The sequence below is a fragment of the Marinobacter sp. PE14 genome, assembly GCF_053566155.1.
Window position 1 is genome coordinate 81,553 of sequence record NZ_JBQXNY010000008.1, and the last position, 18,607, is coordinate 100,159.

Sequence of the window (18,607 nt, forward strand, 5' to 3'; positions counted from 1 at the left end):
CCGTTGGCTAATCCGACCTACTTCTCCAGGCCGACAACCTCTCAAGTTCACCCCGCGTAGGTCGGATTAGGCGAAGCTGTAATCCGACACCTATCGTCAATCTCAGCTTCTAAGCAAATGACTCAGCGCACTGCGCAGCTTCAGGGGCTTCACCGGCTTGTTCATCAGCAGGTGCCCAAGCTGGCGGATATGCTGCTTGAGCTCATTGGTGTAATTGGCGGTAATCATCACCACTGGTGCCGGACATCTCCGGCGCCCATTGATCTCCGCTACCACATCCACCCCGTTTTCATCGTTATCCAGATGGTAGCCCGCCAGGATCAGGTCCACCGCACTGCTGGCCGGATCCAGCTGGCGTTCGAGGTCCTCCAGGGACACCGCCGTCACCACCTGACAATCCCAACCCTCGAGCAGAGTTTGCATGCCCTGGCAAATAGACTGGTCGTTGTCGATCACCCAGATTCGGGCCCCGCCAAGACCGCTATCGAAAGACATGGCTCGGTTCTGGTCGACCGCCGGCTGCCTAGGCTTCAGCTTGCCAATGGGAACCCTGACGCTGAATACAGACCCCTTACCCTCGATGGAATTCACCGTCACCTCGTGCCCGAGCATGCGGGATATCTTGTCCACGATGGCCAGCCCAAGACCCAGTCCCTTATCGGGTTGTGAGCCTGCCGGGCGAATACGCTTGAATTCCTGGAAGATCTCGGTGAGTTTGTCTTCGGGAATACCCGGGCCGGTATCCCACACCTGCAACAGCACATGATCGTTTTGTCGACGAACGCCAAGCAGGATCCGGCCGTTGCCAGTGTAGCGGATGGCGTTGGTCAGGAAATTCCGGAGAATCCGGGCCAGCAACTGGGAATCCGATTCCACAATCGCGGAGCTGGCAATAAAGTCCAGTCGCAGCCCTTCGGCCATGGCCATCTGCCGAAATTCCCGGGCGATGTTATTGAGCAGGTCCCGCAGATCAAAGGCGGTGACATCCGGTTTGATCACGCCGGCATCGAGCTTGGAAATATCAACCAGTGTGCCAAGCAGGTTCTCGACGTCATCCAGAGAGGTGCTCACCGATCGAACCAGGCCTTCAGCCTTGGGCCCGAACGACTGTTCCAGCAGTGCACTGGTGAATAACCGTGCGGCATTCAGAGGTTGCAGCAAGTCGTGACTGACGGCCGCCAGGAACTTGGTTTTAGAGAGATTGGCCCGTTCGGCATCCAGCTTGGCATCCCGCAGCCGGGCTTCCACAGCCGCCCGCTCGGTGATTTCCTGGCGCAGCTGGTTGTTCAGGCCGGTCAGGGCCGCGGTGCGTTCCTTCACCCGTCGCTCCAGGTTGTCGTAGGCCTGCTCCAGGGCCAGGGCAGTCTTGCGTCGGTCGGTGATGTCGCGGATCAACACAAAGAAACCGATGATATCGCCCTGCTCATCGAAATTGGGCACGTAGGAGCGCAGCATGTGGCGTACCTCACCCTGCTCACCGGTCTCCTCGAATTCGAACGTCACGTTGTGGCCGTCCATCACATCGAGAATCTGGGGAAGCAGGCGCTGGTAGAACTCCGGCGAATGCACCTCGTTGAGACGTTTGCCCAGGGGCGACTCGCCTTTGCGCCCGTACCATGACTCGTAGACCTTGTTGCAGAACTGGATGGTCATGTCGGCCCCGATGTAGGCAATCAGCGCGGGAACATGGTCGGTCACCACACGTATCCAGCGCTCGCTCTCTTCGAGCGCCTTGATCCGGCGAGCCATTTCGCTGTTCTTTATATCGGTGATGTCGGAGTAGAGCACGACCAACCCGCCTTCCCGGGTCGGTCTCTCGGTGACCTGAACCCAGCGACCGTTGGCCAGCAGAAACACCACGCCTTCCGAATCCGGATGGCTGTGTTCCTCAAGAACCAGACCGCAGGCCACCGCGTGCCGCTTTACGTCTGAGATCCGGGTACCCTGGCCCGGCGCATCAACACCGGCATGGCGCCAATAGCTCCGGAACCGGCTGTTGCTCTGGATCAGGCAATGCTGGTTATCAAACAGCACAAAGCCGTCGGCAATGCTCTCGATGGCATCGCTCAATCTCTGGCGGGTTGTCTCTGCTTCTTCCCGGGCCCGGTTCAGGGCCTTGTTGCTGCCCTTGAGCTGCTCCATGGCCTGGTTCAGCGCCTCGGTCCGCTCCCGAACCTGCTCGGCAAGCACCACCGAGTGCTCGAAGGCCGCGTAGGGCTCCGGCTTGTGGGCAGAGCCAGACTCCACCCGTACAATAAGGGCATCGCGAATACGCCGCAGGCGCTCGTTCTCCGCCTCAAGTTCGGCAATCCGGAGATCCCGCCTGTCTTCAACGGGTGCTTCAATCTTGTCTGGAACGGACATCAGGCTGGCCAATGACCACCCCCGTAAACGTCTGGTTGATGTGCATACCGTCGAACTGCTCGCCGTAAGTGTTGAAGCCAATCACATTGTGGTGGCGGAGGAACTGCGAGACCGCTTCCACCTCCCCGGTCAGTTCAGCCTCCAGCCGCCGCAGAAAACAATCGCAGCCGATGGTCACCAGAGGCGGCCCCACAACCCGTTCTGCGGCTTCTATCTGGGTACGAACGCTGTCCAGCAGGGATTCCGGTTCCATGGCCGTCATTACGATTCCGGTTTCCACGGCACAGTAGAAGGTCAGACTCTTGTCCGGGTTCACCCGCTGCACCGAGCGGACAAAATAGTGGCCGCCGATCTTCACCCCCATGGGCCGCAGCGCGAAGACCTTGCGATCCAGGGCTTCGACATCCACGCCAACGGCTCGGGCATAGGCATCGGCCGCCGGCTCTGCATTAAGCTCGAACACCGTGCGGCTTTCCGCGCAGGCGTCCGTCACCACCAGCTTTTCACTGCGTTCGACCATGTGGTGCGTGGAAAACACCCGGAAATCCAGCGGTGTGTTTACCAGCAAGACCGTGGCGGCTCCGGTATGGAACTGGCCATCGTAGAACACATGGGTATTGGCCAGCCGCTCATCGTCGCCGGCAGAACCGCCAAACTGGGGAATGGTGCCAAGGGCCGAGTTGAGCGTTGCCAGCACCAGCTCTTCACGGCTGGACAGGCCGTCCAGAAGCGTGATGGCAAAGGTATTGCCTTTGACCGGCGCCAGTCTGGCGTCCCGACAGGTCGAAAGCAGGCCGTCGATCACCCCCTGGGCATCCTGCAGGGTGAATCGGTCCAGCTCCCGGATCAGGGCGCAATCGATGGCAAAATAGCGGCTGTCAAAGCCGATGGCGGTGATGCATCCACGTCCGTAGCCGTCCGGTGTGATCTCCCCGGCCGAAGTGCAGCCGCAGACACGCACACCCTGAAAACTGTGCTCAAGGGCACTACCAAGTCGACCCAGGTCGTATTCCGCAGAACAGAAAAAAAGCACACAGCCAAGATGCTCGTGGCTGAGTTGGCTGGCGAGATTGGTGGCGGCCAACATAGGATCGCGAACGCTGGAGCTCGCTACCCGGACCGCAGGCAGGGTCGTCGCTGGCTTCATAAACGCGGTTCCCGAAAACGGATGACTTTTCACCGATTCTACGGCATCCGTAAACGCAGCCAATGCGACTTCAGTGCTTTTAATAGGCGCGCCAAAATGATCGTAAGCCATTGATTAAACTGCCTCCTGAATCAATGCCTGGTGGCGCTGCCGGTTTCCCTCAAGGCAAACCGGCACTTTAGTCTTAGAAAAACCAGTGCTGCGAGGGGTCTCCTGCCACCCGCAGCGCCGGGCCGTGCTCAGAACATCACGATGGCGCCCAGGGCGATGGTGTCCGCCTCAGTGGTGGTTGCACCGGTGGTGCGGTTGTTGTCTTCGTACATGTTGTACTCGGCAACCAGCTTGAAGTTGCTGTTTACATCGTGGAAGAACCCGAGCGTTGTGCTCTCGGTTTCCAGATTCAGGATTTCAGCATCCGTCTCGCCGTAGGAGAGCACAACGCGATTGGCACCGAAGGCATAGGAGCCCTGAACCAGGAAGCCGTCTGCATCGTCCTCAGTCACCGCGCCGTTACCGATCAGAACCGGATTGTCACCCTTGGAAGTAAAACCAGAAGCTGCCAGGGTCAGTCCAGCGACCGACGCCTTGATACCGTACCCGAGGCCCGTGCTGTCGACGGTTGTCGTGCCGTTCTCGGCAGACTGGTAGCGGCCGTTCACCCAACCCGTCAGGGCCACGTCGTTCAGATTGGCGTTGTAGGTGATCTCGGACTCGAAGCGGGGTGCGGCGTTTTCATCGTTGGCGCCGGTCACCGTATCGGCGGGATCAAGCACGCCAGCGGCGACTTTGAGGCCGCTCATATCCGGCGAGCGATAGGTAATCTGAGCGGAGGGTGTCGGGTACGGATAGCCTGCGCGGATATTGCCGAAGGAAACGCCACCCGCAACGCCCGGGGAACCGAATCCCATCAGGATTTCGTCGAGGAAAATGTTGGAGCGTGCGTAAAGGCCGAAGTCCTTACCAATCAGCACCTGACCAAAATCACCATCTACCGTGGCATAGAACTGACGCACGTCGATGGCGGTGTCTGTGGGTGAATCAAGGCTGTCATTGATGGTGGTCCAGAACGAGGACCGCCCGCCCAGGGTCAGATCACCCATCTCCTTGCTGAAATTGAAGCCGATGGTATTAGGCAGGAAGCCCATCTTGATGCGGGAATCCCGAACGTCGTTCTGCTTGTCGTCACGGTTTACGTAGAATGCGTTGAAGTAGCCATCCACGGAAAAGCTGGTGCCGTTCTGGTTATACAGCTCGACAGCGGCGTTGGCCCCTGCGCTGGCACCCATGGCCGCTGCCATGGCAATCGCTAACCCTGACTTTCTGACGTTATTGTTTTTCATAGTTCCCCCGGTTGTTTTTGGAAATCTGGGATCGGAGGCCCGGATCATCCGGACGCCCCAGGCGCGGTCTGTCGCCTGAATTCCATGGTCGGTGATGCGAGGGAGGGGGAAAATGCTTCCAGGGAGCAGGTTTTCTGCTCATTTGGGAGGCACTTGAATTGAAACTTTGGGAGTACGACCCGGCGGGTCAATCACCCGGAAACTGGGCAAGTTCCTGCAGGCAGTCGTTGAGGAAGTCTTCGGGATCGGCCATTACGGCCTCATCGGCAACCACGCCAAACTGCACCTGGCCGGCGTAGCTGACAATGCTGATCCCAAGACCGATATCGCCGGCCTGGGGTACCCAGAACATCTGCTCGGTAATCCGGCAACCGGCAATGTAGCGAGCCTCCGGGGTGCCGGGCACGTTGGACACCACGGCACTGGCCTTGCGATAGAACACATCCGCCAGAGGTTCTCGCCAGGGCTCTGGCACAATCGTGGCACTGGCCGCGAGCCCCCAGGCAATACCCGGCTGCCAGCTCCTCTTCAGGCGTCGGGTTTCGTGCTTGACGCGGAAAAGTCGCTCGAGGGGACTTTCGCCATCCACCGGCAGGGGCACGAACACGGTGCCAAAGTAGTTGCCCAGCGCGCCGGGTGCCGGCTTGAGCTCCTCCGGCAGGCGACTGCGAATATCCACCGGCACGGCGGCATGCAGCACGGCTTCATCCAGGTCCTCGCCCTCAATGCCCAGGCGTGTGCGCACGGCCGCCGCCACACAGCTCAGCAACACATCGTTGATGGTCACGTTGGTAGCTCGAGCAATGTTTCTGAAGCGATCAAGGGGCACAGGCTCGGACCAGCGACAATGCCGTCTCCCCAGCAGCGGCTGTCTGAGATCCGTTGCCGTGTCTTCCGGTTCCACCAGGAACTCCGAAAATTCATTGACCAGCTTCAGGCTCTTCTGGGCGACCCGCTCCAGCAAGCGACCAGCGTCCTGCCATTGATTACCGGCGGACCGGTCTGCATTGCCAGCACCGTGGGATTCTTCAGAGGACCTTTCGGATGCCATCAGTTGCCCGAACCAGGCCTGTGCCGCAGCCGTCCAGCGTGACAGCTCCGCGATTTCGGGGGCGCCATAAATGGCGGGATGCTGCTGGGGAGAAGATGGGCACAGTCGGTCAAAGATGCCCAGCAGAGACAGACCGTCGGCGTAACAGTGGTGAATGCGCAGCAGCAGCACCGCCCCACCCTCGGCATTGGGCGCAAGCCAGAATTTCCAGCGCGGACGATACATGGGCAGAGGCTGGTTCAGCCGCGCGGACACCCATTCCTGAAGGCCGTCAGGCGTAAAACGGTCCACAACCACATCAAGGTGGTGGCGGACATCAAACGTCGGATCCTGCTCCCACCACCAGGCAGGTGAGCGTTTGACGGGCATGTACCGGAAACGCTCCCAGGCCATCCAGTACACCCGCAGAAACTCCCTGAAACGGGGCGCAGTGAGCCCATCAACCCGCAGCATCACGGTGATGGTCATGGGGTTTTCCGGGCGCTCCAGGGCCAGCCAGGCCGAATCAGCAGGTAGCAGGAGATGCGATTGCTCGTGACTCAAACCCGAACGTCCCTGGAGAAGTAATGAAGAAAGGGGCCCTGGATTCAATGCCAAGCAGGAGGCGCCCTAAGTAAAAACCGAACTCCGCATTGTGCCAGACAAGCCGCGCTGGCTCCATATGCGGCACCAGCGCACGCTGTTACAAAAAATTACACGTGAGTAACTGTTCAGTCCTATACTGGTTATAAGGCTTGGTGCAATGGTTATTAAACGCTGCCGATCCGTGATTGATTGGCCCTGAGACATCAAAAAATTCGTACTCAGAGCCAGTAACATAACGAGATGATCGGGGTACAAAAGGCTTACCAGCACAACCAGATTCCAACAACAGGCCATTGCCGTGCTGGGTGGGAGAACAGTTATGAAAGCGAGCCATGTTCGCAAGCTGATCAAACCGATTGAAAGCGCCTACTCGGAAATGTTTTCCGGGCACGTGTATCGCGTCGGCAAGGGCGCTGTTTCCGTTCGCAACCACAGCGGCAAAGCGGAGCAGACCGTTATTGGCGTGCACGGCTTTCTGGAAAATCACTGCTACTTCACCCAGGCCTATGAAGCGCCTACCACTGAACTGATCCTGCTCACCTGCAGCAACTACCACATCCCGGTAAACGGCGTTACGCCGGAGACGCCGGAATGGGAAGTGCCAATCAAGGAGCTGGAAGGCACGATCGAGTACGACGCCTGCATTCTCAACCAGGCACTCTCCAGCCTACCGACTACTCAGAACATCCGGATTCATGGGCACTCCCGCGGCGGCGCGGTGATTCTAGAGGCCGTCAAGCGGTGGCCCGAGCTCTATGATGACGTGGAAGTGGTTCTGGAGGCACCGGTACTCCCCAACGGCAAGCTCTCAGCCCTGGTAACCACCATTCTGGAACCGGTCAGTCACGGCATGTGGCCCTGGCTGATCCGGCTGATCAACAGCGCTCCGTCGTCAGCCTATGGCCAGACCTTCTTCGGCAAGATGAACCCGCGCAAGAAGCAGCTGTTGAGCAAGCTGTTTTCCGCCACCAAGGATCACCTGACGATTGTTCGTAACATCGAGAACATCATGGACTGGATGGCGCGGACGGACAGCAGTGTCTACAGCCATGTGCGCCACGGCACCTTCCTGGTTCCTGCCGTGGATCGCATTCTGGATCGTTCATCCATGCTGGCCAGCGCCCGCCAGAGCCCGACCACCATGCGCATCGTGGAAACCGAGGCGCCGAGCCACTTCATTACGCTGGACAGCAAGGAATGGGTTCCGGGCTTCGAAACACTCCCGGCAGCCGCGCAGGGCTGACGCCCGGTTTGTACCCTGCTGCAAGACCACTGCAGCTCCGCTAAACTACGCTCTTTTCCCCAGGTTTAGTGGAGCCATCGCCCATGTACCGTGAGCGCCTCGTCGCTACCGAAGCCCGCTCTGAAAGCGCTCGCCGGCTGCAGCAACTGCTTCTGGACTATCATGATTTCCGGCGCCTGAAAGCAGAGCATCCGTTGATGGAACACGCCACTTGCGTGGCGGACTGGCAGGCGGAGCGGCTGAAGTCGACCCACGAGGATCTTTATCGCCATCCCGGATATCACCACGGCCTCGAATTTCTGCTGACCGACCTTTACGCCCCAGCCGGCATGACCCGACGGGACGACAATATTGATCGCGTGTTTCCCAAAATGGTGAAGTGGTTGCCAGATAATCTGCTGGACACCTTCGCCGGCCTCGTGGAACTCAACCTGATCACCCAGCAGCTGGACCTGGAGCTTGCCGAACTGTTCCACCAGCAGGGCGCGTCCGCCCGGTCAATCACCACCGATGACTATTGTGCCGCCTACCGGGAAAGCCGACGGCTGGCGCAGAGAGAGAAACAGATTACCCTGGTGGCAGACGTTGGCCAGCAACTGGATCGCTATGTCCGCAACCGCACCCTTGGGTGGCTGCTATCGATGACCCGGGGGCCGGCAGAGATGGCCGACCTGACCGATCTGCACAGTTTCCTGCATCGGGGTTATTCCGCCTTCCGGAAGATGGACGATGTGGAGTTACTGATTGACCGGTTGGTTTCCCGGGAGCAGCGGGTGATGCGCAATATCCTCGACCATCACCCGGACCCGTTCAGCCTGCCGGAAAACCTCTGAGCCGAGGATAGGCCGCTGGCTCAGGCCTTGATGATCTGGTCCAGCTGGGAGTGGATTTCCTGCTCGATCCGGGATTTGAAGGGCCGCAGCATCATGCCCAGCTCCAGGTGAATGTGCAGATCTGTCGGGGTGATGTTCAGGTGCCCCTTGACGCCGCTGCGCTTGAACTTCAGGTGGTCGCCTTCCCACTCATAATGCACGTCAAACTGACTGGACAGATCTTTGGCAAGGGATTCTGCAGCCTGCCTTGCGTGTTCTTTATCCAGGGTGTGCGGGCGATGTACATCAATTACAGACATGAAACGGTTTTCTCTCAGATTTGGATAGATTTACAGTTTAGGGCGCTATTTAACTCACCGCCACCCTTGTAGCAACCCCGTCAGCGGTTAGAATACGGGGATCAGATTCTGACAGGACATGCCCCATGAGCGAGCAGCAAACGCCAGCCAACCAGGCCGCAAACAACAATGGCCAGGACGACGTAACCCATTTTGGTTTCCGCAATGTGCCCAAGAGCCAGAAAGCGAGCCAGGTGGCCGAAGTGTTCCACAGTGTGGCGGGCAAGTACGACCTCATGAATGACCTGATGTCCATGGGAATTCACCGGCTCTGGAAACGTTTCACCATTGAGCTTTCGGGCGTGCGTCCCGGCCACCAGGTGCTGGACATTGCCGGCGGCACCGGAGACCTCACCATGAAGTTTTCAGACCTTGTGGGTCCGTCCGGGAAGGTGGTGCTGGCCGACATCAATGCCTCAATGCTGCAGGTGGGCCGCAGCCGACTGACGGATCGCGGTTATGCCGGCAATATTGAGTACGTGCAGGCGGATGCCGAGCACCTTCCGTTCCCGGACAACAATTTCAACGCGGTTTCCATCGCCTTCGGTCTGCGCAATGTCACCGATAAAGACCAGGCCCTGCGCGACATGACCCGGGTTCTCAAACCCGGTGGCAAACTGATGATCCTGGAATTCTCCAAGCCGACCAATCCTTTGTTGAGCAAGGCCTACGACACCTACTCGTTTTCCGCTCTGCCACTGATGGGCCAGCTTTTCGCCGGCGACAGCGAAAGCTACAAGTATCTGGCCGAATCCATCCGCATGCATCCGGACCAGGATACCCTCAAGGGCATGATGGAAAATGCCGGCCTGGTGAACTGCAAGTACTACAACATGACCGGCGGCATTGTCGCCCTGCATGTGGGAATCAAGCCCTGATGTTTCCCGGCCCCACCCTGCTTTCCGCTGTCTCCGCGATCCTGGAAAGCGCCCTCAACCGGGCGCTGGAACTGGATCCGACGGGGCATCATGCCTTGATGGAAGCACTAGCGGGCCCGGTGCAGTTCAATATCACCGATCCTTTCCCCCTGACCTACACCCTGGACCGCGCTGGAAACCGCGCACGGGTTGGCAGCCAGCCGGTCGACCAGCCTGCTTTGGAGATCACCGGCAAGCCCATCGCCTTTGCAGCGCTGGCCACCGGCGATGACCGGGTCTTTGCCGACGGCCGTCTTGACGTGACCGGCGACACGGCCCTGGCCCATCAGCTGCAACGCGCCCTGAATCAGCTTGAGCCGGATTGGGAGGCCGCCATGGCCCGGCACATCGGCGATGTACCCGCGCACTTTCTGGGCCAACGGGTTCGCGGCGCTATCCGATGGAGTCGACAGGCCTTTCAGTCCCTGAATGCCAACATCGAGGAGTATGTGCACGAGGAAAGTCGCGCCCTGCCCGGACGGCGGGAGCTGGAAGCTACGTTCGAGGATATCGACGAACTGAACCTGCGCACGGAAAGACTGGAAGCGCGGCTTAATCTGATTGAAAACCGCGGCAAGACTGACGAATCGGAGAACCTGTGACCCGCCTGCAACGCCTGTTCCGAATTGCCTGGGTATTCTGCCGTTACCGGCTGGACACGTTCCTGCCAATCGCAGAACTGCCCGCGCCCCTGAAGGTGTTTTTCCTGCTGGCGCCCTGGCACCTGTTCCCGCAACCGAAGCTCGATCGGGGCGACCGCCTGCGGCTGGCGCTGGAGGAACTGGGACCCGTGTTCGTAAAGTTCGGCCAGATACTCTCCACCCGACGGGACCTCCTGCCGGATGACATGGCCGAATCCCTGAAAAACCTTCAGGACCGGGTACCGCCGTTTCCGAGCGATGAAGCCCGGGGCATTATCGAAACCTCCCTCGGTGCCCCGGTCTCTGAACTGTTCGCCGAATTCAGCCCGGACCCGCTGGCTTCCGCGTCGGTTGCCCAGGTGCATGCTGCCACCCTGCTCAACGGCCAGAAGGTGGTGGTAAAAGTACTGCGCCCCGGCATCGAGAGGGTGATCCGCCAGGACCTGGCCCTGATGTACATGATGGCGGGCCTGCTGGAAAAGTACTGGTCCGAGGGCAAGCGCCTGCATCCGGTGGAAGTGGTTGCCGACTACGACTCCACCATTCACGACGAGCTGGACCTTCAGCGAGAAGCAGCCAATGCCAGTCAGCTGCGCCGGAATTTCGAGAATTCCTCGCTGATCTATATTCCGTTTATCGACTGGGACTACACCCGCAAATCGGTGCTGGTGATGGAGCGCATTCACGGCATTCCCATTGCCGATACCGCCTCTCTAAAAGCCGCCGACGTCAACATGAAGATACTGGCCGAGAAAGGCGTGGAGATTTTCTTTACCCAGGTATTCCGGGACAGCTTCTTCCACGCCGATATGCATCCGGGCAACATCTTCGTGGACACCTCGAACCCTGCGGATCCCCGGTATATCGCGATCGATTTCGGAATTGTCGGCACCCTGGCACCGGACGACCAGAGCTACCTTGCCCGCAACCTTCTGGCCTTTTTCCGCCGCGATTACCGGCAGGTTGCACAGCTGCACATTCAGTCCGGCTGGGTACCACCCGATACGCCGGTAAACCAGTTTGAGGCGGCCATCCGTACTGTCTGCGAGCCCATTTTCGAGAAACCCTTGAAGGACATCTCTTTCGGCCATTTCCTGTTGCGCCTTTTTCAGACCGCAAGGCGATTCAACATGGAAGTGCAGCCCCAGCTTGTTCTGCTGCAGAAAACCCTGCTGAATGTGGAAGGCCTGGGTCGCCAGCTGTATCCGGATCTGGATCTTTGGAGCACAGCGCAACCCTTCCTTGAGACCTGGATGCGGAAGCGCATTGGCCCATCCGGGCTGATCAAGTCTCTGCAATCCCATCTCCCATCCTGGCTGGAACAGTCGCCGGAAATGCCTCAACTGGTGCACGATGCCCTCCTCCAGCTGCGACAAGCCGGGCCCACCGAGCCCCAGAACCGGGCGACACTGGAGTTGCTCCGCGAGCAGCAGATCCGCACCGAGCGGCGCTGGCGACGGGGTACACTCGCGGTACTGCTGATTATCGGGGGCGTTTTAGGCACCCAGCCTGAGGGCCAGCAGTGGATTGAAAGCGTACCTACCTGGAGCTGGGCACTGTTTGCCATTGCCGGCGGACTGATGCTCCGGGGCAGCCGATAACCGATAAAGATTTCAGGATTCACGAAAATGCAAAATAGCTCGGATAACGTCGAGACCCCTGACTGGCTGGATGCCATTCGATGGACAGAGGACGGCCTGGTGCCGGCCATCGCCCAGGATGCCGAAACCGGCGAAATCCTGATGATGGCCTGGATGAACCCCGAGTCTCTCAGGCTGACCGCCGAAGAAGGCCAGGCCGTGTACTGGTCCCGTTCTCGGGGTAAGCTCTGGCGCAAGGGGGAAACCTCAGGACACCAGCAGGTCATCCGGGACATCAGACTGGACTGCGACGAAGACGTCATCCTGCTGAAAGTGGAACAAAAAGGCGGCATCGCCTGCCATACTGGCAGACGCAGCTGCTTCTACCGGACTCTGAAAGACGGTCAGTGGGTCAGTGTTGACCCGGTGATCAAGGACCCCGGCACTATTTACGGCAGCAACTAAGGAGCACGGACAGTGAGCGATGTACTGGAAAACCTGGCGCGGGTTCTGGAGGCCAGGAAAGACGCAGACCCGGAAACCTCCTATGTAGCCAGCCTCCACTCCAAGGGCCTGAACAAGATACTGGAAAAGGTGGGGGAAGAGTGCACGGAAACCCTGCTGGCCGCCAAGGACGCAGAGCATTCCGGGGAAACCCGGGACGTGGTTTATGAGACCGCCGACCTCTGGTTCCACAGCATGGTCATGCTGTCGAGACTGGGCCTTGGCCCGAAGGACATCCTGGACGAACTGGCCAGCCGATTCGACCTGTCAGGCCTGGAAGAAAAAGCGTCGAGGAACAAGTGAGCGGTAATACCTCTAAAGGGGTTTCCGCGTAACCGTTCTGGTAACGTACAATGTCATTGAACAGAAACATTAAAATGAGGACCCCGTAATGGGTATCAGCATCTGGCAATTACTTATCGTACTCGGCATTGTCATTCTGTTGTTCGGAACCAAGAAACTGCGCAACATCGGCAGCGACCTTGGTGGTGCCATTCGCGGCTTCAAGAAGTCCATGAGCGATGAGGACTCCAAGGCCGAGAACCAGGAATCCCTGGAAGGCAAGGAAGAGGAGCAGCCACAGCAACAGGCTGCGGCCGAAGACAAGCCCCGGGACAAGTCCCACAGCTGAGATTAGGCTGAATGTTCGATATCGGCTTTCTTGAGCTGCTGATCTGCGGCGTCATAGCGCTGTTGGTGCTCGGTCCCGAGCGCCTGCCTGCGGCCGCCCGTGCGGCCGGGCGCTGGGTCGCTGGTGCACGGCGTATGGTCGGCCAGTTCACCTCAGAGCTGGACCGGGAACTGAAAGCCGGCGAACTCCGGGACGAGCTTCGCAAGGCAGGAGATGTTGGCCTCGACGATGTGCAGAAAACCGTGCGCGGCGCTCTGGACGAGGCCAAGAAGTATGAGCACATGATCCTGCCCGAGAACGAGACCCAGAAGCCAAGGCCAGCACCTGCGACACGACGGGTTTCCGGCCAGCCAAAGGCCTCCGAGACTCCAGCGCATGATCAGCCGGACACCAGTGACTCCTCACAGACGCCAGATTCCGGCTCTGACGGAAACGAACAACCCAAACGCGAAACCCCGCAAAGTCCGCCGGATAATCGTTCATGAATGCAAAACCCGACGGCAACCAGCTGCCTCCGGAACAGCAGGAAATGCCACTGATCGAGCACCTGCTCGAACTGCGTAATCGCCTTCTGAAAATGGTTCTTGCGGTGCTGGTCTGCTTCGCTGCCATTTATCCGTTTGCCAACGAGCTTTACCTGTGGCTGTCGGAGCCCATACGCTCCCTGTTGCCCGTTGGCCAGACCATGATCGCGACCGACGTTACCTCGCCCTTCTTCGCACCGCTGAAGCTGGCCCTGGTTCTGGCTGTGTTCGCTGCCATTCCGATCATTCTCTACCAGCTCTGGAGCTTTATTGCGCCGGGCCTCTACGCCCACGAAAAACGCCTGGCCTTTCCGCTGCTGTTTACCTCGGTCATCCTGTTCTACGCGGGCGCGGCGTTTGCGTATTACGTGGTTTTCCCGCTGGTGTTCGGCTTCTTTACCGCGATAGGGCCGGAAGGCATCGTCGAATTGCCAGACATCACCAGCTACCTCAATTTCGTACTCAAGATGTTCTTCGCCTTCGGCGTGGCCTTTGAGATTCCGATCGCCACCGTGCTGTTGATCCTTACCGGCGCCACTACACCGGCGGATCTGGCGGCCAAACGCCCCTATGTGGTCGTGGGCTGTTTTATCATCGGCATGATGCTGACCCCGCCTGATATTATTTCCCAAACCCTTCTCGCGGTTCCCATGTGGATCCTGTTCGAGGTCGGCATCCTGTTCGGGCGGCTGGCAAAACGGGAAGTCGCAGACCCGGAAAGCGATGAGCCCGCCGGCGAATGAATCTGGCGTTACTGTTTGACGAGGATTTCGTGGCGACTGACCGCGCCGTTCTGCGCGGTCGGCGCCTGGCACACCTGCAGTCCGTGATCAAAGTCGTTGCTGGCGATACCGTGCCGGTGGGCCGCGCGGATGGCCAGTTGGGAACCGGAGAAGTTATCCGACTTACCGATAACGAGGCGGAACTGCGGGTGACGCTGGATCAGGCTCCGCCGCCGCCTTTGCCGCTCACTCTGATACTCGCCATGCCTCGACCCAAGATGTTCCGTCGCATCCTGCAAACCTGCGCTGCACTCGGCGTGAAGGACCTCTGGCTGATTAATAGCTACAAGGTGGAGAAAAGCTTTTGGCAGACACCGTGGCTCTCAGACGAACAGCTTCGGGAGAACCTTACGCTCGGGCTGGAACAGGCAAAAGACACCCTGATGCCACGAGTGCAGATCCGCAAACTGTTCAAACCCTTTGTGGAAGACGAGTTGCCGACCCTGTTGGCAGATAAGCGAGCCCTGGTAGCGCATCCCGGCACCAGCACCCCCTGCCCGGTACACCTGAACCGGCCGACGGTGCTCTGCATTGGCCCGGAAGGTGGCTTCACGGCTTACGAAGTGGGAAAACTGGAAGAAGCCGGTTGCCAGAGCGTGCATCTCGGCCCCCGTATTCTGCGGGTCGAAACCGCGGTACCGGTGCTGGTGAGCCGGCTGTTCGACGCCTGTCTCTAGAACCTCGGTCTTCTCAGGCGTTCCTTGCCTGCCACCATCGCGTCAGTGGCGTGATAATGGCCACCAGTAGCGCGCCTGCCAGTACACCGAACAGCCCATTGGCCACCGTTGGTACGAGCAAACCGGCCACACCACTGAACCCCTCGGCAAAGTGATGAATGGCGTCGTATACCGGAGTCAATCCGTGAGTAAGAATGCCACCGCCCACCAGAAACATCGCCAGGGTGCCAAGAATGGAGAGCGTTTTCATCAGATAGGGAGCCAGCCAGAGAATGCCTGAGCCTAGTTTCTGGAGCACCGGGCTGTCTTGCTGACTGAGGTAAAGGCCGCCATCGTCCAGTTTCACGATCCCCGCCACCAGGCCGTAGACACACACCGTGATCAGGATGGCAACCACCGCCAACACCATGAACTGCATGCCGATGGTCTGGGTCGTCACCGTTCCCAGAGTGATGGCAATAATCTCGGCAGACAAAATGAAATCGGTGCGGATGGCGCCCTTGATCTTGTCCTTCTCGATCGCTCGCAAATCGGCCTTCGGATTCTTGAGGGCCTCATGCAGTTCCCCTTTGCGCTTCTGATCTTCCTCCCGATGCAAAACCTTGTGCACCAGTTTCTCGAAACCCTCGAAACACAGGAAGGCACCGCCGAGCATCAGCAACGGAGTGACCAGCCAAGGCATGAAAAAACTGATCGCAAGGGCCGCCGGCACCAGGATGGCCTTGTTGATCATGGAGCCGCGGGCAACCGCGAGGACCACTGGCAGTTCCCGGGCAGGCTTTACACCGGTCACCTGCTGAGCGTTGAGCGCCAGATCATCCCCCAGAACACCCGCAGTTTTCTTGGTGGCGGCTTTTGTCATCAGGGCAACATCGTCCAGCACGGTGGCGATGTCATCGATCAGAACCAGAAGGCTGCTTCCTGCCATTGGACAATTCCTTTTTTTATTCAGCCGTTAAGACCCATGGCCTCGGCAGCGATACGATTTTTCACCGGCCCCATCTGGTTGAGCCAGCGCAGGCCGGTATTTCGCAGCCAGCGGACCGGCAGCTCATCACGGCCGAACAACTGTTTGAAGCCCTCCATGGCGGCCATCATGGCGAGATTCTCGCCTTTCCGGCGGCGCTGGTAGCGCGCCAGCACCAGCTCACTGGCTGGATTCAGGCCCGCCTTTTTCGCTCGCGAAAGTTCATCGAGCAGAGCCCGTACATCACCGTAGCCAAGGTTGGCACCCTGTCCCGCCAGCGGATGGATGGTATGGGCCGCATCGCCGACGAGGGCAAAACCGGGGGCAATGTAGTCCTTCGCGTGGCGCTGTCGAAGCGGGAAGGCGAAGCGGCCGGAAATGGACTCTACCGATCCCAGCTCGCGCTCAATAGCACGCTCAAGTTCAGCGGCAAAGTCAGTGTCGTCCAAAGCCATCAGACGCCGCGCTTCCCCGGTATCCTGGGACCAGACAATGGAACAGAAATGCTCATCTCCGGACTCTGGCAGCAAGGGCAAAAACGCCAGCGGCCCGGTCGTCGAAAATCGCTGCCACGCGGTGAAACGGTGGCTCTGGGTGGTTTTCACCGTGCACACGATTGCCTGCTGGTCGTAGTCCCACTCACGGGTTGGCAGGCCGACCCAATGGCGCAGACGGGAATTGGCACCGTCACAACCCACCAGTAGCCCCGCCGACAAGGATCGACCGTCCTCCAGCTCAACCGTGTAAGTTCCAGACAACCGTTTACAGCCAGTAATCCTTGCGCCATCAATCAGTTCGACCGGACTTTGTTCCAGGGACCTGAACAGTGCCCGCACGATGCTGCGGTTCTCGACAATCGTTCCGAGGGCTCTCGCCTGCAGCTCGGCTGCCTCAAACTGTATTCGCCCCGTGCCGTCGCCATCCCAGACCGTCATGGTCTGGTAAGGACAGTGACGACCGGCGGTCACCTCGGACCAGACTCCGAGTTGCTCCAGCAATTGCTGGCTCGCCACCGAAATGGCACTGACCCGTGGTTCGAAATCGGCAACGGTGGTGGCCGAGTCCGGCGCCTCAACCAGAGACTCATGACCGGAGCCTTCCACCAGCCCCACATGCCAACCCTGTCGTGACAGCCCGAGAGCCAGGGCGGAGCCGATCATGCCACCGCCGGCCACAAGAATATCGAACGTTTGCGCTTCACTCATGACCTGGTGCCTCCCGGTTCAGGTTTCCGGGCCGGTCAATCACGGCCCGGCGACCACCCAGGCCCATGGCCTTGCGGGCAAACCAGCGTTTTGCCCCCGGCAACAGATCAAGACCTACCAGGCCGGCATCGCGGGCCGCCGCAACCGGCAGCATGGAATTCCCGAACAAACGCACAAGCGAATCGGAGAAGCGCACCGTCTGCTGCCAGTCCTCCCGATGCAGTGCCTGGTAGCGCTTCAGGACCTCGAGATCGCCAATCGACCTGCCCTGCTCTTCAGCCAGACGGAACTGTTCGACCAGCGTCATGAGCCCTCTCAGCGCGAGATTGAAGCCCTGCCCGGCGACCGGATGCAGGGCATGAGCCGCATTGCCCACCAGGGCAACCCCGGGGCGCACCGGCTCGTCTACCGTCGTCAGGGTCAGCGGGTAATCGTGACAGGCACCGATGCGGGTAAACCTGCCCAGACGCCAGCCAAACCGGTCCTGAAGCCAACGGCATTTCTCGTCGTCGGGCAGCTCCAGAACCTGCTGCAAGACCTCATCGGATAACGTCCAGACCAGTGCCGACTGGTGCCCGGCACGCGTGGGAGAACCATGGGGCAAGAGAGCCATGGGACCGGCATCGGTGAACCGCTCAAAGGCGGTGAACCCGTGGCTGTCACTGGTGGAGACATTGGCGATCAGGGCGTTCTGGCCATAGCTGTGACGATCGGCCCTGAAGCCAAGTTTCTCGCGCAATCCTGAGCGACCGCCATCTGCGACCACCAGACAGCGAGCCGTCAGCTCCGGGGCATCCTCGCCATCCTCCGACAGCCGGACCCGGACGCCGCCGGGGATAGGCGTCATATCTGTCACTTCTGCCGGCGCCCGCCACTGGACATTGGTATCCAGAAGCTCACGCATCAAGCACAAACCCATCCAGCGATTGTCCGCTACGTAACCAAGCGCCTCCTGACCATGCTCGGCGGCATGCAGCCGGGTAGCGCCGAAATGCCCCCGATCAGAAACATGGATATGTTCAATGGGAGTGGCATGCTCGGCGAGCCGGTGCCAGAGCCCCAGCTCTTCAAAGATCAGCCTGGAGCCCCAGGCCAGCGCAGTGGAGCGTGCGTCGTAGCTGGGCTGATAGCTGTCCGGCAGGGCATCGGGAGAGAGTGGAAACGCCTCAACCACCGTCACACGGAGCGACGGCACCATCCGTGCCAACGCCAGGGCCAGGGTTGCTCCGGCAAGGCCACCACCGGCAATGATCAGATCAGTATCTGTCTTGGTCACAG

The 18,607-nt window shown here is 59.5% G+C and carries 19 protein-coding genes; 11 read left to right on the forward strand and 8 right to left on the reverse strand.

Features of this window, described 5'->3' with window-relative positions; genetic code table 11:
* Positions 1-102: 102 nt before the first annotated feature.
* From ACWJ62_RS19590 to ACWJ62_RS19605, 4 genes are all read right to left on the reverse strand, one after another.
* On the reverse strand, positions 103-2,364 hold the full coding sequence (locus ACWJ62_RS19590) for a NahK/ErcS family hybrid sensor histidine kinase/response regulator (protein WP_449287669.1): 2,262 nt from the start codon (positions 2,362-2,364) through the stop codon (positions 103-105).
* Entirely contained in the window at positions 2,342-3,511 is a 1,170-nt protein-coding gene (gene nosP / locus ACWJ62_RS19595) for a nitric oxide-sensing protein NosP (RefSeq protein WP_449287700.1), read from the reverse strand. The genes ACWJ62_RS19590 and nosP overlap by 23 nt, the downstream gene beginning before the upstream one ends.
* A gap of 239 nt (positions 3,512-3,750) precedes the next feature.
* On the reverse strand, positions 3,751-4,851 hold the full coding sequence (locus ACWJ62_RS19600; RefSeq protein WP_449287670.1) for a porin: 1,101 nt from the start codon (positions 4,849-4,851) through the stop codon (positions 3,751-3,753).
* Between the two features lie 187 nt (positions 4,852-5,038).
* The gene (locus ACWJ62_RS19605) at positions 5,039-6,445 is read right to left on the reverse strand and encodes a WS/DGAT domain-containing protein (RefSeq protein ID WP_449287671.1); all 1,407 of its coding nucleotides are present in this window, start codon (positions 6,443-6,445) and stop codon (positions 5,039-5,041) included.
* Positions 6,446-6,806: 361 nt separating this feature from the next.
* Here ACWJ62_RS19605 and ACWJ62_RS19610 point away from each other — a divergent pair, with 361 nt between their 5' ends.
* Both ACWJ62_RS19610 and ACWJ62_RS19615 read left to right on the forward strand, forming a co-directional pair.
* Positions 6,807-7,730, forward strand: a complete 924-nt coding sequence (locus ACWJ62_RS19610; protein WP_449287672.1) for an alpha/beta hydrolase — start codon at positions 6,807-6,809, stop codon at positions 7,728-7,730.
* Positions 7,731-7,813: 83 nt separating this feature from the next.
* Positions 7,814-8,563, forward strand: coding sequence for an FFLEELY motif protein (locus ACWJ62_RS19615; RefSeq protein WP_449287673.1), 750 nt, complete (start codon positions 7,814-7,816; stop codon positions 8,561-8,563).
* Positions 8,564-8,583: 20 nt separating this feature from the next.
* Here the strand turns inward: ACWJ62_RS19615 and ACWJ62_RS19620 are convergent, their stop codons facing one another.
* Positions 8,584-8,862: a polyhydroxyalkanoic acid system family protein gene (locus ACWJ62_RS19620; protein ID WP_449287674.1), complete on the reverse strand. Its 279-nt coding sequence runs from the start codon at positions 8,860-8,862 to the stop codon at positions 8,584-8,586.
* 125 nt (positions 8,863-8,987) lie between these two features.
* Between ACWJ62_RS19620 and ubiE the strand changes: the two genes are divergently transcribed.
* From ubiE to ACWJ62_RS19665, 9 genes are all read left to right on the forward strand, one after another.
* Positions 8,988-9,779 carry a bifunctional demethylmenaquinone methyltransferase/2-methoxy-6-polyprenyl-1,4-benzoquinol methylase UbiE gene (ubiE, locus tag ACWJ62_RS19625; RefSeq protein WP_449287675.1) on the forward strand — a complete coding sequence of 264 codons (792 nt, stop codon included), beginning with the start codon at positions 8,988-8,990 and terminating at the stop codon, positions 9,777-9,779.
* Positions 9,779-10,420, forward strand: coding sequence for a ubiquinone biosynthesis accessory factor UbiJ (locus ACWJ62_RS19630; protein ID WP_449287676.1), 642 nt, complete (start codon positions 9,779-9,781; stop codon positions 10,418-10,420). Before ubiE ends, ACWJ62_RS19630 begins: the two co-directional genes overlap by 1 nt.
* Complete coding sequence (gene ubiB, locus ACWJ62_RS19635; RefSeq protein WP_449287677.1) at positions 10,417-12,060, forward strand: ubiquinone biosynthesis regulatory protein kinase UbiB; 1,644 nt, start codon at positions 10,417-10,419, stop codon at positions 12,058-12,060. The genes ACWJ62_RS19630 and ubiB overlap by 4 nt, the downstream gene beginning before the upstream one ends.
* Positions 12,061-12,087: 27 nt before the next feature.
* The gene (gene hisI / locus ACWJ62_RS19640; RefSeq protein ID WP_148608824.1) at positions 12,088-12,504 is read left to right on the forward strand and encodes a phosphoribosyl-AMP cyclohydrolase; all 417 of its coding nucleotides are present in this window, start codon (positions 12,088-12,090) and stop codon (positions 12,502-12,504) included.
* Positions 12,505-12,516: 12 nt separating this feature from the next.
* Positions 12,517-12,846 (forward strand): phosphoribosyl-ATP diphosphatase, encoded by a 330-nt coding sequence (locus tag ACWJ62_RS19645; protein WP_449287678.1) that lies wholly within the window; start codon positions 12,517-12,519, stop codon positions 12,844-12,846.
* An 88-nt stretch (positions 12,847-12,934) separates the two neighbouring features.
* The gene (tatA, locus tag ACWJ62_RS19650) at positions 12,935-13,174 is read left to right on the forward strand and encodes a Sec-independent protein translocase subunit TatA (protein WP_148608823.1); all 240 of its coding nucleotides are present in this window, start codon (positions 12,935-12,937) and stop codon (positions 13,172-13,174) included.
* 11 nt (positions 13,175-13,185) lie between these two features.
* Complete coding sequence (tatB, locus tag ACWJ62_RS19655; protein ID WP_449287679.1) at positions 13,186-13,659, forward strand: Sec-independent protein translocase protein TatB; 474 nt, start codon at positions 13,186-13,188, stop codon at positions 13,657-13,659.
* Positions 13,656-14,441, forward strand: coding sequence for a twin-arginine translocase subunit TatC (tatC, locus tag ACWJ62_RS19660; RefSeq protein WP_104321843.1), 786 nt, complete (start codon positions 13,656-13,658; stop codon positions 14,439-14,441). The genes tatB and tatC overlap by 4 nt, the downstream gene beginning before the upstream one ends.
* Positions 14,438-15,157 (forward strand): 16S rRNA (uracil(1498)-N(3))-methyltransferase, encoded by a 720-nt coding sequence (locus ACWJ62_RS19665; RefSeq protein ID WP_449287680.1) that lies wholly within the window; start codon positions 14,438-14,440, stop codon positions 15,155-15,157. Before tatC ends, ACWJ62_RS19665 begins: the two co-directional genes overlap by 4 nt.
* A gap of 13 nt (positions 15,158-15,170) precedes the next feature.
* Here the strand turns inward: ACWJ62_RS19665 and ACWJ62_RS19670 are convergent, their stop codons facing one another.
* The 3 genes from ACWJ62_RS19670 to ubiH are packed head-to-tail and all read right to left on the reverse strand — an operon-like array spanning position 15,171 to position 18,605.
* Entirely contained in the window at positions 15,171-16,085 is a 915-nt protein-coding gene (locus ACWJ62_RS19670) for a DUF808 domain-containing protein (protein WP_449287681.1), read from the reverse strand.
* Between the two features lie 20 nt (positions 16,086-16,105).
* Positions 16,106-17,329: an FAD-dependent monooxygenase gene (locus ACWJ62_RS19675; protein ID WP_449287682.1), complete on the reverse strand. Its 1,224-nt coding sequence runs from the start codon at positions 17,327-17,329 to the stop codon at positions 16,106-16,108.
* Complete coding sequence (gene ubiH, locus ACWJ62_RS19680; RefSeq protein WP_449287683.1) at positions 17,322-18,605, reverse strand: 2-octaprenyl-6-methoxyphenyl hydroxylase; 1,284 nt, start codon at positions 18,603-18,605, stop codon at positions 17,322-17,324. The genes ACWJ62_RS19675 and ubiH overlap by 8 nt, the downstream gene beginning before the upstream one ends.
* Positions 18,606-18,607: the final 2 nt, after the last annotated feature.

What these genes read in the sequence shown, in the direction of transcription:
- ACWJ62_RS19590 (WP_449287669.1), bottom strand. Translation starts at nt 2,364, where the DNA reads ATGTCCGTTCCAGACAAGATTGAAGCACCCGTTGAAGACAGGCGGGAT.
- nosP (WP_449287700.1), bottom strand. Translation starts at nt 3,511, where the DNA reads ATGAAGCCAGCGACGACCCTGCCTGCGGTCCGGGTAGCGAGCTCCAGC.
- ACWJ62_RS19600 (WP_449287670.1), bottom strand. Translation starts at nt 4,851, where the DNA reads ATGAAAAACAATAACGTCAGAAAGTCAGGGTTAGCGATTGCCATGGCA.
- ACWJ62_RS19610 (WP_449287672.1), top strand. Translation starts at nt 6,807, where the DNA reads ATGAAAGCGAGCCATGTTCGCAAGCTGATCAAACCGATTGAAAGCGCC.
- ACWJ62_RS19615 (WP_449287673.1), top strand. Translation starts at nt 7,814, where the DNA reads ATGTACCGTGAGCGCCTCGTCGCTACCGAAGCCCGCTCTGAAAGCGCT.
- ACWJ62_RS19620 (WP_449287674.1), bottom strand. Translation starts at nt 8,862, where the DNA reads ATGTCTGTAATTGATGTACATCGCCCGCACACCCTGGATAAAGAACAC.
- ubiE (WP_449287675.1), top strand. Translation starts at nt 8,988, where the DNA reads ATGAGCGAGCAGCAAACGCCAGCCAACCAGGCCGCAAACAACAATGGC.
- ACWJ62_RS19630 (WP_449287676.1), top strand. Translation starts at nt 9,779, where the DNA reads ATGTTTCCCGGCCCCACCCTGCTTTCCGCTGTCTCCGCGATCCTGGAA.
- hisI (WP_148608824.1), top strand. Translation starts at nt 12,088, where the DNA reads ATGCAAAATAGCTCGGATAACGTCGAGACCCCTGACTGGCTGGATGCC.
- tatA (WP_148608823.1), top strand. Translation starts at nt 12,935, where the DNA reads ATGGGTATCAGCATCTGGCAATTACTTATCGTACTCGGCATTGTCATT.
- tatB (WP_449287679.1), top strand. Translation starts at nt 13,186, where the DNA reads ATGTTCGATATCGGCTTTCTTGAGCTGCTGATCTGCGGCGTCATAGCG.
- tatC (WP_104321843.1), top strand. Translation starts at nt 13,656, where the DNA reads ATGAATGCAAAACCCGACGGCAACCAGCTGCCTCCGGAACAGCAGGAA.
- ACWJ62_RS19665 (WP_449287680.1), top strand. Translation starts at nt 14,438, where the DNA reads ATGAATCTGGCGTTACTGTTTGACGAGGATTTCGTGGCGACTGACCGC.
- ACWJ62_RS19670 (WP_449287681.1), bottom strand. Translation starts at nt 16,085, where the DNA reads ATGGCAGGAAGCAGCCTTCTGGTTCTGATCGATGACATCGCCACCGTG.
- ACWJ62_RS19675 (WP_449287682.1), bottom strand. Translation starts at nt 17,329, where the DNA reads ATGAGTGAAGCGCAAACGTTCGATATTCTTGTGGCCGGCGGTGGCATG.